Source organism: Bradyrhizobium sp. CCBAU 25360, assembly GCF_028128695.1.
GTDB classification, from domain to species: Bacteria; Pseudomonadota; Alphaproteobacteria; order Rhizobiales; family Xanthobacteraceae; genus Bradyrhizobium; species Bradyrhizobium ottawaense.
The window spans coordinates 44,618-57,281 of record NZ_LBJA01000032.1; the positions used below are offsets into that span (position 1 = coordinate 44,618).

General features: G+C 64.6%; 13 protein-coding genes. 4 read left to right on the forward strand and 9 right to left on the reverse strand.

The genetic code is table 11. The features are described from left to right. Nucleotides 1–2: 2 nt before the first annotated feature. The 9 genes from XH81_RS09225 to XH81_RS09265 form a co-directional block, all read right to left on the reverse strand. Nucleotides 3–2,294, reverse strand: coding sequence for a TonB-dependent siderophore receptor (locus tag XH81_RS09225; protein ID WP_028139759.1), 2,292 nt, complete (start codon nucleotides 2,292–2,294; stop codon nucleotides 3–5). A 109-nt stretch (nucleotides 2,295–2,403) separates the two neighbouring features. Then, nucleotides 2,404–3,048: an AraC family transcriptional regulator gene (locus XH81_RS09230; RefSeq protein ID WP_244626234.1), complete on the reverse strand. Its 645-nt coding sequence runs from the start codon at nucleotides 3,046–3,048 to the stop codon at nucleotides 2,404–2,406. Nucleotides 3,049–3,423: 375 nt separating this feature from the next. Further along, complete coding sequence (locus XH81_RS09235) at nucleotides 3,424–4,137, reverse strand: ABC transporter ATP-binding protein (protein WP_028139757.1); 714 nt, start codon at nucleotides 4,135–4,137, stop codon at nucleotides 3,424–3,426. Next, the gene (locus XH81_RS09240) at nucleotides 4,130–4,897 is read right to left on the reverse strand and encodes an ABC transporter ATP-binding protein (protein WP_018316880.1); all 768 of its coding nucleotides are present in this window, start codon (nucleotides 4,895–4,897) and stop codon (nucleotides 4,130–4,132) included. Before XH81_RS09240 ends, XH81_RS09235 begins: the two co-directional genes overlap by 8 nt. Continuing rightward, on the reverse strand, nucleotides 4,890–5,834 hold the full coding sequence (locus XH81_RS09245) for a branched-chain amino acid ABC transporter permease (protein WP_028139756.1): 945 nt from the start codon (nucleotides 5,832–5,834) through the stop codon (nucleotides 4,890–4,892). The genes XH81_RS09240 and XH81_RS09245 overlap by 8 nt, the downstream gene beginning before the upstream one ends. Then, on the reverse strand, nucleotides 5,831–6,748 hold the full coding sequence (locus XH81_RS09250; RefSeq protein WP_028139755.1) for a branched-chain amino acid ABC transporter permease: 918 nt from the start codon (nucleotides 6,746–6,748) through the stop codon (nucleotides 5,831–5,833). The genes XH81_RS09245 and XH81_RS09250 overlap by 4 nt, the downstream gene beginning before the upstream one ends. Nucleotides 6,749–7,047: 299 nt before the next feature. Further along, nucleotides 7,048–7,266: a hypothetical protein gene (locus XH81_RS09255; RefSeq protein ID WP_028139754.1), complete on the reverse strand. Its 219-nt coding sequence runs from the start codon at nucleotides 7,264–7,266 to the stop codon at nucleotides 7,048–7,050. A gap of 1 nt (nucleotide 7,267) precedes the next feature. After that, the gene (locus tag XH81_RS09260) at nucleotides 7,268–7,927 is read right to left on the reverse strand and encodes an acyl-homoserine-lactone synthase (RefSeq protein ID WP_028139753.1); all 660 of its coding nucleotides are present in this window, start codon (nucleotides 7,925–7,927) and stop codon (nucleotides 7,268–7,270) included. An 82-nt stretch (nucleotides 7,928–8,009) separates the two neighbouring features. Then, nucleotides 8,010–8,738, reverse strand: coding sequence for a helix-turn-helix transcriptional regulator (locus tag XH81_RS09265; RefSeq protein ID WP_028139752.1), 729 nt, complete (start codon nucleotides 8,736–8,738; stop codon nucleotides 8,010–8,012). Nucleotides 8,739–8,903: 165 nt separating this feature from the next. Between XH81_RS09265 and XH81_RS09270 the strand changes: the two genes are divergently transcribed. The 4 genes from XH81_RS09270 to XH81_RS09285 all read left to right on the forward strand — a co-directional run bounded on the left by XH81_RS09270 (nucleotide 8,904) and on the right by XH81_RS09285 (nucleotide 12,611). Further along, the gene (locus XH81_RS09270; protein WP_085968000.1) at nucleotides 8,904–9,080 is read left to right on the forward strand and encodes a hypothetical protein; all 177 of its coding nucleotides are present in this window, start codon (nucleotides 8,904–8,906) and stop codon (nucleotides 9,078–9,080) included. A 381-nt stretch (nucleotides 9,081–9,461) separates the two neighbouring features. Beyond that, nucleotides 9,462–10,400 carry a LysR family transcriptional regulator gene (locus XH81_RS09275; RefSeq protein ID WP_028139751.1) on the forward strand — a complete coding sequence of 313 codons (939 nt, stop codon included), beginning with the start codon at nucleotides 9,462–9,464 and terminating at the stop codon, nucleotides 10,398–10,400. Between the two features lie 143 nt (nucleotides 10,401–10,543). Further along, the gene (locus XH81_RS09280) at nucleotides 10,544–11,422 is read left to right on the forward strand and encodes a shikimate dehydrogenase (RefSeq protein ID WP_271596111.1); all 879 of its coding nucleotides are present in this window, start codon (nucleotides 10,544–10,546) and stop codon (nucleotides 11,420–11,422) included. A 58-nt stretch (nucleotides 11,423–11,480) separates the two neighbouring features. Continuing rightward, a complete protein-coding gene (locus XH81_RS09285) occupies nucleotides 11,481–12,611 on the forward strand; it encodes an ABC transporter substrate-binding protein (RefSeq protein ID WP_018316871.1) in 1,131 nt (376 codons plus the stop codon). Nucleotides 12,612–12,664 lie beyond the last annotated feature (53 nt).

Genomic DNA, 12,664 nt, shown 5'->3' on the forward strand with positions numbered 1-12,664 from the left:
ACTCACCAGCGGTAGCCGAGCGTTGCGATGACGGTCAGCGGGGCACCGCGGTAGCAATATCCGACCTGGCACGTGGTGTAGTGCAGATTGAAGAGGTTCTTGGCGTTGACCTGGAACTGAAGGCCCTTCAGCTCCTTCGCCGCCTGGCCGAAATCATATTTCAGCGCAGCATCGACCAGGGTCACCGAGCTGTTCTTGAACGTGTTCAGATCGTCGCCATAGCTCCAGGACATGTAACGCACGCCGCCACCGATGCTCAGTCCCGCAAACGGGCCGGCCAGCGGCAGGGCATAGTTGCCCCACAGCGTCGCGGTGTGCGGAGGATTGCCCGACGGAAACTTGCCGATCTGCGCGCTGTCGCCGGCCTGCTTGGTGACCATGTCGAGATAGGTGTAGGACGAGGTGATGTCGAAACCACCGCCGAGGCTCGCCAGCGCCTGCAATTCGAAGCCGCGGCTTTGAATCTCGCCGCGCTGGACCGTGACGCCGGTCCCGGTCGTGACCAGGCCCCCGCTCTGGGTCAGGTCGAACACCGCAGCAGTGATGAAGCTCCTCGTCCCCTGCGGCTGATATTTGACGCCGATCTCGGTCTGCTTGCCGGTGGTGGGCTTGAAGAAGGCGCCTGTGGGATCGACGCCGAGATTGGGAAAGAACGAGGTTGAATAGGCGACGTAAGGCGCAACTCCGGAATCGAACACATAGGTCAGCCCGGCGCGCCCGCTATAGGCCTGTTCGGACTGCTGCTGGCGGGTCAGCGCGAACTGATCCTCGCCCGTGGTGCGAACCCAGTCGCTGCGGCCGCTCAGCGTCAGGATCCAGTGGTCGAGCTTGGCCTGGTCCTGGATGTACACGCCGGACTGGGTCTGCCGCTGCTGCGTCGAGGACGAGATCGCGGGATCGGGAATGGATTCCGGCGCGTAGACCGGCGCGGCCAGATTGAGAGGGGAAACCCCGAAGCCGAATCCCTGCTTGTCGTTGAATTTCGATGCCGTGTAGTCGGTGCCGACCAGGAGCGTGTGCTGCACCGGGCCGGTCGAGAGTTTTGCCTCGACCTGATTGTCCATGATGGCCGATTGCAGCGTATCGTGGACGTAGCCGGTATAGCGTGAGACGACATTGCCGACGGGAGCGCCGAGAAAGCCGACATAGCGCGTGACCGCATCGACGTCGACATAGCGGAATTTCTGGCGAACGGTCACGGCGTTGTTGAACGCGTGCTCGAACAGATAGCCGACGCGGCCCTGCTCCTGGTCGAGCGAATTGTAGGACGGGCTGCCGGTAAAGATGTCCGTCGTCGTGCCGGCGCCCGTGGAATAGGTGAACATGGACCCCGGCGTCTTCGATTTCTGGTAGGCGCCGAGAATGGTGAGGGTCGTCGATTGGTCCGGCTTCCAGGTGACGGCGGGAGCGACGTAGATACGATTGTCCTTGCCGCCGGGCACGAACACGTCGGCGTCGCGCACGACGCCGGTCAACCGATAGGAAAATTGGCCGTTGGGATCGACCGGACCCGAGAGATCGAAATTGCCCTGAACGCGCTCCCGGTCGCCGAACACCGTCTGCACCTCGTGGAACGGCTGGCTGGTCGGCAGCTTGCTCTGCAGGTCGATCAATCCGCCGGGCGAGCCGAGACCGTAGAGGGCCGAGCTCGGCCCGCGCACCACGGTGATGCTGTCAACGCCATAAGGCTCGGTCTTGAACACGCCGAGACCGGCGCCGACGAGGCGCAGGCCGTCGAGATAGACGCCGTTATAGGTGATGTCGAAGCCGCGGATCGAGATGGCGTCGAAGCGCGGATCGTAGCCGGAGGCATCGATGCGGACGCCCGGCTCATAGCCGACCGCTTCCGTCAGCGTCTGCACCGCGCGGTCGTTGAGCTCCTTGCGGGTCACGACCGAGATCGACTGCGGCGTCTCGAGCAGCGGGGTGTTCGTCTTCGTGCCCGCCGAGCTGCTGCTTGCGACATAGCTGTTCTCGCTCGCCGCGTTGGCGCGACCGCTACCCGCCTCGCGCGTACCCGGGTTATTGGCTTGTCCGGACCCGGCATTGCGCGGGATCGCGACGCGGCCGCGCTGCGATTGTGAGGCGCGCTGGGCAGATTGGGCACGCGGACGCGCCTGGCTCGGTGCCTCCACCGTGACCGGAGGCAATGTGCCGGCCGTCGAAGGCGAATTGGTTCCGGAGACCTGTGCCGCCGAGGGCGTCGCGTGCAGGACCGCTCCCAAACCGGCCGCTCCCAGACCAGTTCTCACCATTCGTTCCCAGCCGAGCGTCTGCCCGTCGTTCCGCCTCATCGTATCCCCCGAGTTCCGTGTTCAACAACCCGGGTGTAACCAGATCAAAGCGATCGCCGCCTTTGCGCGCGCGCAAATCACCTTTGATCCCACGTGGAGGCTTTCGAGTTTACTGATAGCGGCTCGGCGAATGGCCGAAGCGCCTGCGGAAGGCCGTCGCGAAATTCGCCGGATGGGCATAGCCGACCCGATAGGCCGCTTCGGTGACGGACAAGCGCTGGTGAATCAAAAAGGCACGTGCGGCATCGAGCCGCTGAGCCCTGAGATAGTCGATCGCGCTCTGGCCATATGCCATCCGGAATTTCTGGTTGAAGGACCTGCGGCTCAGCCCCGCGTTCCGCGCCAGTTCGTCGATGCTCCAGGGATAGGCGAGATCGGCGTCCATCCGCTGCTTCACCGATTGCAGCCGCGTCCACTGCAGATCGGTGGTCGGATCGGTCGCAATCCGGCCGCGCTCGCCGAACAAGGCGTGGACCACGATCTCGGCGGCATGCGCTGACAGCAGCAATTGCGCCGCGTTGCCGGTGACCGGCGGCGAAAACATTTCTGCGGCGACCGCCTGTATGCGCGCAGACGCTCTCAGAGAGACGATCGCTGCGCCCGAGAAGTCGTTCGCAAACAGCGCCCGAAACTCATCGCCGAGTCCGAGTCCATCGATCGAGGTTTGGGGAAACGCCAGGCCGATCGCGGAACGCTCGCCGGAGTGAACCGCGCGTTCCGCTGCGCAGGTTTCGCGCACGGCAATTGCCGTCATCTGCCCTTCGCAGCCAGTGCTGCGCGTCAGAATGCCGCGTCCTGCGTCACCATCAACGGAGACCGAGATGAACAGGCCCGGGGCTGCGATGGCAGAGCCCCCGGCATCGGCTCGAAACTCGCCTCTGACAAACACGCAGCCCGGAAACTCCAGCCATCGCGCTGTCGAAGCGCCGGGCTGTGCGGAACCGATGTCGTCTTGAGGCCGTCCGACAATTTGATCGTAGAAGTCCCGCATCGAATCCGCTTACGCCGCGGCTTGTTTGACCGCTGGCGGCGGCGCGCTCAAGAGCTCTGCGCGCGGTTTGGAGGGATTCGAAACTGGATTTGCTCGAAGGGAATCTTGCGCATTACGCGCGGTCGGCAGCAACGCGCGTCAGATGCCGAGATATTTGTGCTGGAGATCCGGTTCCGCCATCAGCTGATCGGAGGTGCCGCTCCACACCGTCCTGCCGCGCTCGATGATGGTGTGGCGGTCGCAGATGCGGGCGAGGTGGTCGACATTCTTGTCGACGACCAGGATCGACTGTCCGCGGCTCTTGAGCAGCGACAGGCAGTGCCAGATTTCTTCGCGGATCAGCGGCGCGAGGCCCTCGGTCGCTTCGTCCAGGATCAGGAGCTTTGGATTGGTCATCAGCGCGCGGCCGATCGCGAGCATCTGCTGCTCGCCGCCCGAGAGCTGGTTGCCCATGTTGGACGCGCGTTCAGCAAGGCGCGGGAACAGCACGTAGATCGCGGCCAGCGTCCAAGGATTGGGGCTGCTGAAGCGGTCGGCGGCGGCCGCGACCAGATTCTCGCGCACGGTGAGGTTCGGGAAGATCTGGCGTCCCTCAGGAACCAGGCCGACGCCGAGCTTTGCGATCCTGTATGAGGGAAGCTGCCTGACCTCGGCGCCCGCGAAACGAATGCTGCCTGATCGCGCCGGCGTCAGGCCCATGATGGAGCGGATGGTCGTGGTCTTGCCCATGCCGTTGCGGCCCATCAGCGAGACCATCTCGCCGGGCTTGATCGACAGCGACAGGCCGAACAGCACCTGGGAGAGGCCATAGCAGGTCTCGATGCCGTCAACCTCGAGCAGCGTGTCAGCCATGATGCGTCACCACGTGCTGGTCCCCGAGATAGGCGCGCTTGACGTCCTCGTTGGCACGGATCGCGGCCGGATCGCCCGAGGCGATGACGCGGCCATAGACCAGCACCGTGATGCGGTCGGCGAGCGCGAACACCGCCGGCATGTCGTGCTCGACCAGAACGATCGAGACCTCCTTGCGCAGCTCCTGGAGCAGCTTCACCATGCGCTGGGATTCGGTGACACCCAAGCCGGCCATCGGCTCGTCGAGCAGCAGCAGCTTGGGCTTGCTCGCGAGCGCGACCGCGAGTTCGAGCTCGCGCCGCTCGCCATGGCTGAGCCTGTTCACCACGACGTCGGCGCGATGCAACAGCCCGACGCGATCGAGCGCCGCATGCGCGGCATCGCGCAAGGATCGCTCCTTGCGCGCATTGGCAAAGAAGCGGAACGAGGTGCCGGCATGGGCTTGCGCCGCCAGCGCGACATTGTCCGCGGCGGTGAAATCGAGCAGCAGCGAGGTGATCTGGAACGAACGCGCCAGACCCAGCGCGCAGCGGCGATAGGCCGGCAGGTACGTGATGTCGCGCCCCGCCAGCGAGACGCTGCCGGAATGCGGCTCGAGATGCCCGGTGAGCTGGCTGATCAGCGTGGTCTTGCCGGCGCCGTTCGGGCCGATGATGGCGTGCAGCTCGCCCGCGGCGACGTCGAGCGAGACGTTATCCGTCGCAACGATGCCGCCGAAGCGACGCACCAGCTTTTCGACGCGAAGCAGGGGTTCAGCCACGGCCGGCCCTCCCCAGCATGCCCATGATGCCGCCACGGCCGAACAGCACGATCAGCAGCAGCAGCGGGCCCATGATCAGAGCCCAATATTCGGTGATCTGCGACAGGAATTCCTCCAGCAGCAGGAACACCACCGCGCCCATGATCGGGCCGAACAGCGTGCCCATGCCGCCGAGAATCACCATCACCATCAGGTCGCCGGAGCGCGTCCAGTACATCACGGCCGGGCTGACGAAATCGGTGTTGTTGGCGAGCAGCGCGCCGGCGAGGCCGCACATGGTCCCTGAAATGACGAAGCAGACGAGCTTGTAGCGCTTTGCCGGGAAGCCGATCGCCTGCATGCGCTGCTCGTTGGAGCGCAGGCCCTGCACGACGAGGCCGAAGCGCGAATTGACGATGCGCCAGATCAGGAAGATGACGCCGAGGAGGCAGGCGAGGCAGAGATAATAGAACTGCGTGCGGTTCGACAGGTTGACCAGCCCGGAGAAGTCGCTGCGCTTGTAGACGGTGAGGCCGTCATCGCCGCCGTAGCGCGCCAGCCCCGAGGCGACGTAATAGGCCATCTGAGCGAAGGCGAGCGTGATCATGATGAAATAGACGCCGCGGGTGCGCAACGAGAGCGCGCCGATCACGAGCGCATAGAGCGCGGACGCCGCGAGCGCGACCGGAAACTGGATGAAGCCGCTGCCGACGCCTTCCTGCGCCAGCATGCCGACGGCATAGCCGCCGATGCCGAGGTAGGCGGCATGGCCAAAGCTCATCATGCCGCCAAAACCCATGATGAGGTTGAGGCTCGCGGCCGCCAGCGCCAGGATGATGATGCGGGTGAACAGCGTCAGGATGAAGATGTTGCCGGAGAGCTGCGAATAGAGCGGCAGCAGCAGGAGGCCCGCCAGCATCAGGGCCGTGACGGCCTTGCTCACAGTGAAAGACTTCATCGACGGTTGGCCGGAAACAGCCCCTCCGGCCGTACCACCAGCACGATCGCCATCAGCAGGTAGATCAGCATGGAGGACAGCGCGGGCGCGGCGGTGGAGGCAGCGGCGCCGCTCAGCACCTGTCGCAGCAGATTGGGCAGGAAGGCGCGGCCGAGCGTGTCGATCATGCCGACGAAGATCGCGGCCAGGAACGCGCCGCGGATCGAGCCGATGCCGCCGATCACGATGATGACGAAAGCGAGGATCAGGATGTTCTCGCCCATGCCGATCTGCACAGTGAGGATCGGCGCCTGCATCAGGCCGGCAAGGCCGGCGAGCGCGGCGCCCAGGCCGAACACCAGCGTGTAGAGCAGCTTGATGTTGATGCCGAGCGCGCCGATCATCTCACGGTTGGAGGCGCCGGCGCGGATCAGCATGCCGATGCGGGTGCGCATCACGCCGAGATAGAGCAGCAGCGCCACCAGCAGCGCCACCACGATGATGGCGAGCCGATAGGCGGGATAGTGAATACCCGGCAGGATCGGCACCGGCACGGTGAGCCAGGCCGGCAGCGGCAGCGCAAGGCCGGCCGGGCCCCAGATCAGCCGCACGGCTTCGTTGAAGAACAGGATCAGGCCGAAGGTCGCCAGCACGTGGTCGAGATGGTCGCGGCCATAGAGATGCCGTAGCGCGCTCATCTCCAGCACGATGCCGAGCACCAGCGTGGCCCCCAGCGCCATCAGCGCCCCGAGCAGGAAGCTGCCGGTCCACGCCGCGAAGGTCGCGGCGAAATAGGCGCCCATCATGTAGAGCGAGCCGTGCGCCAGGTTGACGAGATCCATGATCCCGAACACCAGCGTCAGGCCGGCGGCGAGCAGGAACAGCAGCAGGCCGAACTGCAATCCGTTCAAGAACTGTTCGACGACGAGCAGCATCAAGACTCTTTCAGGCGCACGCGGTGTCGCGCCGATGTTCGAACACGTTCGCCATCAGTGAAAGAGCTCCCCCTGCCTGTTCAAGGCGGAAAAATGGGTAATGGCAGTATCGTTCCGAGGCAAGAGCGATTCGACACCAAACATGCACTTTGTTGCATGCCGATGCATGCGGTCGAGACGCTCCTGCAAGAAAGCTGCCGTGCCGGCTGGGGCAACCTGCCGCACCCAAACGATGACCCTCTCGCCGGCGGGCCGGCGAGAGGGTGCGACTTCGTCAGAATGTAAGGAAGGATTGCGTCCTAGTGCGACGTCATCTGCCGGGGAAGATCGTCCGGTTCGGCGAGCACGCTGTTGGCCGTCGAGGCCTCCAGCGCCGCCATCCGGAACAGATAGGCGAGCGTCGTCAATCCGGTGTCTTCCGCCATCTGCGCCAGCTCGAGCGCCATGTCCGACATGTAGCCGAGATCATCGTCCCTGATCTGCGCCATGATCTGGCTGTCCCGCATCATGTTCGACATCTCAGGCGCTCTTTCGTTGCGCGGCAGCAGAGCCGCAGAGGTTGGCACGGGCGACGGCGTCCAGACGCGGGCCGTCCTGGCGCACGACCGAGGTCATGCCGATACGATCGTGCAGGGCATCGAGGGTCTCGCGACGAATGTCGATGGTCGCCGCCATGGTCCATGCATTCTCCACCAGAGCGGGCAGGCCCAGCGGGGTCACCATGAAGCCGGCCTCGTGAAAGCGCGGCAGCCACCAGGTCTCCATGATCGCGCTGACCTGCGCGATCCCCTGATTGAGGCAGAACTCCTGCACCGCCGCCATCAGTTGCAGGTTGAGCGCGCCGTCGCGGCGATCACGCACGACGAAGTAGCGCGACCATTCCCAGACCAGCGGATCCGCGGGGCAGCCGCGCACCGACGCCAGATGCGGGAACACCTCGCTCATCATCGAGGGCTTGGTCGTCGGGTAGAGCCGGTGGCCACCGATGACGCGCCGCCCCTCCAGCGCAAGCAGATAGACGGTATCCTCGTCGTCATAGGAATCGATCTCGCGGCAATCCGGCCTGCGCAGCGTCTCCCAGCGCCGCTCCTCGACGAAGATATCGTGGCGCAACCGGAAATGCTGCTCGATCACGTCTTCATAAAGGTGACGATTTACCGCAGAAATGGCGTGAATCATGAAAACCCCCAATCATCCTCAATGGGGGCAGACTCTGCCAAAAGAGCCGGATTCGATATTGGGAAATTTCCCAGTACGGCGCTTACGGATTGATGATCTTGTTCCGAATCGCCAGCGCCACCGCATGCGTGCGGTTGACGGCACCGAGCTTGCGCGCGGCAGTTGCAAGATGCTCTTCCGCGGTGCGCTGCGTGATGTGCAGGATCTCACCGATCTCCCAGGCCGACTTGCCCTGCGAGGCCCAGGAGATCACCTCGCGCTCGCGCGGGGTGAGGCGCGTCGAGGGATAAGGCGCCGGCTCGAGCAGACGGCGAATGTGGTCGAAGCCATACATCGCCATCAGATGCAGTGCCGGCTTGCTGCGCGGATTGAGGTCGAGATGAACGCCGCCAAGCGACACCGCGGCTTCATAGCCGGTGAGCCCGTGGATCGGCACGATGAAGCCCCGCGACATCCGAAAATCGGTGGCGCGGTTCATCACCTCGGCCGCGTTCGGCTCGAGTTCGGCGTCATAAGGTGCTTCCGACCATTCGAACGGATTGACCGATTGCCGGCACAGCCGCACCACCGGATCGAAGCGGTCGTAATTGTTCTGCGTGTAGAGGCTGAACCAGCCCGCCGGCCAGCGCTTGGCAAGCACCATCTGCGCAAACCGCTGGTCGGGATTGGGCAATCCCGTCACGATGATGGTTTCGAAGCCGAAGCGACCGAACGCCGTCTCGAGCGCATTCATGGCATCGGGCACCTTGCGATAGGTCCCCAAGCCTTCAATGAAGTCGAGCGCCTCCCGGCCATAATCCACGGCGGACATCAGTGCGTTTCCTGACTCTCGCCGTTCCGTATAGCACGTATTTGGGGACTGCCTCAATTCGCTGCGGCCGTAGTTTCCCGGTGCTCATCCGCCCTGAAGATTTAAACTACTTGTGGCAGAATTGACGTCACGATACACCTGAGCGACGGAAGCGGGAACACCACGATGGAAGACGAGGACATCGCCCTCAACAGCGTGCTCGGCCTGGAATTGAACCGCGTGTTTTTCGCCGTCCGCGAAACGGCAAACAAGCAGAAGATCATCGAGTTCGCGCGCGCGGTGCTGGAAGGCGAGCGCGAGGAGCTGGCCGAGAGCGTATTGCCGGAAGAGCCGGCGAGCTAGAACGCGGCTGCGCTAGACGACGCCGACGAGACAGGTCGCGCAACGATGCAGCCCCTTCCATTCGAATGGGCCGATTTTAGAAAACAGTCTGACAGCGAAGTTACTCTTATTGGAGAAGCTGGCGAGCCCGGCCGGGCTCTCGTGCCCCGGCCGCAGCGCAGCGTCTCCTTGACGATGCGCTGGAGAGGCGGGCCCACCTATCCGCAGCTTACCCTCTGACTTTCTGGGTCCCGGCTCTGCGCAGCAGCGTTTCACGCTGCAGCGCATCCGGGACACGAGAGCGACTTCCCTGCCCATCCACATCCACACACTTGCCGCTGGATGACATCGCGGCTCTCGTGAGATGATCGCCGCCGCGATCCTCTCTCGGGTGCCAAGAACATGATGACGCTGCGCCAGGTTGAAGTGATCCGTGCCGTGATGGTGACGGGCACCATCGGCGGTGCGGCGAAGCTGCTCAACGTCTCTGCGCCGGGGATCAGCCGCCTCGTCAAATACACCGAGCGCTCGCTCGGCATCCGCTTCTTCCAGCGCCAGAACGGGCGTTACTTCCCGACGCCGGAAGCCGAGAACATCTTCGAGCAGATCAACGGCGTCTACAAGAAGGTCGACGATCTCTCCGAGATCATCTCCAAGATCGGCCGCGGCGGCCTGTCGGAGCTGCGCATCGGCTCGGTGCCGAGCATCTCGCAGGTGATGGTGCCGCGCGCGATCGAGCGCGTCCGGCGCCGCTATCCCGATCTCGGCATCGACATCAACATCCTCAAGCTCGAGGAGGCCATCGACTATCTCATGCTCGGCCGCGGCGAGTGCGTGGCGATGAGCTACCGGCTGGAGCATTCCGGGCTCGACTTCATGCCGCTGGCCTCGGGCGAGCTGTACTGCATCGTGCCGCCGGGGCATGAGCTCGCCGGCCGCAAGCAGGTCTCGGCCGCCGAGATCACCCGCTATCCGCTGATCGGCATCGATCCCAACGATCCCTACGGCCGGATCATGGCCGAGATCTTTGCGCGCAACCGTCTCGCCTACAACATCACCATCCGCGCGCGCTTCGGCACCACGGTCTGCGCGCTGGTGAAGGCGGGCCTCGGCATCGCCATCATCGACCAGTTCACGGTGGCTCACGGCGGCTATCCCGGGATCGAGCTTCTGAAGATCACCGAGCCGACGCGGTTCGACACTTACATCGCGGTCAAGCGCGGCGCGCCGCTGTCGCTCCATGCCGAGTCTTTCATCGAATCGCTGCGCGCCGAGATGCGCGCGGTCGAGCCGTCCCGCGGCAACGGCAAGGCCGGCGGCGCGCGCGGACGGAAGAAATAACATCATGTTAGGTTTGCCGGATAAAAGGGTAATTGTGTTAGGCGAGGGAAAGGCTATCGTCGCACCTGGAACTGCCCTTGGACTTGCGGGATTTCCCCGCTAATGGCCGGGACCGAACGCTCCCTTTGAGACGATAGCGAACCATGTCCAAGCGCGGATACGCCGCCAGCAAGAAGCTCCTCACCGGCCTGATCGGCGCGCCGATCGCACATTCCGCGTCCCCCGCCATGCATGAGCGCGCTGCCGAGGCGCTTGGCCTGCGCGGCCACTACCAGCTCATCGAGGTCGCCGGCGCCGATGCGGCCGGGCTTCGCATGATGCTCGAGGGCGTGCGGCGGCTCGGCTTTGCCGGCGTCAACGTCACCTACCCCTACAAGGAGGCAGTGGTCCCGCTGCTCGACGAGCTGGCGCCGGGCGCAGCCAGCATGGGCGCGGTCAACACCGTCGTCGTCAGGGACGGCCGCCTGACCGGCCACAACACCGACACCACGGGCTTTGCCCGCGCGGTGGCGCCGCTGCTGGCGCCCACGGGGAATGCCGTTGCGGTGATCGGCGCCGGCGGCGTCGGCAAGGCGATCGCGTTTGCGCTGGCGAGCCTGAAAGTGTCCGACATCCGCATTTTCGACAGCGAGCCGGCGCGCGCCGCGGCGCTCGTCTCCCTGCTTGCACCACGTGGTGGAGCGAGGATCGCCGCAAGCGTCGAGGATGCGCTGGGCGGCGCAACCGGTCTCGTCAACGGCACGCCGGTCGGCATGCTGCCGAACCGGGGCATGCCGGTCACCGCCGATTTGCTGCATGAAAAGCTCTGGGTGGCGGATGCCGTCTATTCGCCCTTGATCACGCCGCTGCTGGCGGCGGCACAAGCCAAGGACGCGCGGATCATGACCGGGCGGGAGCTCGCGATCTACCAGGCTGCCGACGCTTTCGAACTGTTCACGGGCCTTGCCCCATCGACCGAGGTCATGGGAGAGGCATTCGACGAGGTGATGGCGGCACGAAGCTCGGCCTACCACGCAGCGTAAACCGAAGCGGCCGACACAAGGCCGCGGACACTTTCGACGAAAAATGGGAGGAGAAACCATGAAATCGACCCTGCTGGCAGGCGCCCTGCTTGCCTTCGCGACTGCAACCAGCGTCCACGCCCAGGCCATCAAGCTCGCCAACGTCGCCGAGCTCTCGGGCGGCGGCGCCACCGTCGGCACCAACTGGAAGAACGGCATCGACCTCGCCATCGAGGAGATCAACGCCAAGGGCGGCGTGCTCGGCCGCAAGCTGGAAGTCAGCCATGCCGACTCGCAATCCAACCCCGGCGTCGCCCGCGCCCAGGTGCAGAAGGCGCTCGACGCCGAGCCCTATGTGCTGCTCGGGCCCGGCTACTCCGGCTCGGTCAAGGTCACCGCGCCGCTCGCCGCCGAAGCGGGCATCGCGCAGATCATGGGCGGCGAAGCCGCCGAATTGACGCAGGCTGGAAACAAGTTCCTGTTCCGCACCTCGTTCGGCCAGCAATCCTCGATGCCGAAGGTCGCGAAATACATCCATGACGAGATGAAGGCGAAGACGGTCGCTGTGGTCTGGGTCAACAACGACTTCGGCCGCGGCGGCCGCGACGTCGTCGTCAAGGAGCTCGACCGGCTCGGCTCCAAGGTGGTCGCCGACCTCTCGACCGAGGCGGGCCAGGCCGACTTCGCCGCCGACGTCGGCAAGATCAAGGCTGCCAATCCGGACGCCGTGTTCGTCTACCTGAACGAGGAGGAGAGCGCGCGCATCCTGAAGGAGCTGAAGCGCCAGGGCGTCACCGCGCCGCTGATGGGCGAGACCACGCTGATCGGCCAGAAGGTGATCGAGCTCGCCGGCGACGCCGCCAACGGCGCACGCGGCCATGTCGGCCTCACCACCGATGCCCCGGTCGACCTGATCAAGGCGTTCCGCGAGAAATTTTCCAAGAAGTACAATTACGTGCCCGACCATAACGGCCTGAAGGGCTATCTCGCCGTCTACATGGTGAAAGCCACCACCGAGAAGATGGGCAAGGTCGACCCGAAGAAGTTTGCCGAGACGCTGCACGGTCTCACCATCAAGGCCGCGGACGAGCCGGGCATCCTGATGGACGTCACCTTCAGCGACACCGGCGACATCGACCGCCAGAGTTTTCTGGTCGAGGTGGTCGAAGGCAAGCAGGTGGTGAAGCAGGTGCTGCCCAAGGTGAAGTGAGGAACGTGGTCTTTCACCTCTCCCCGCTTGCGGGGAGAGGTCGGATCGCATCG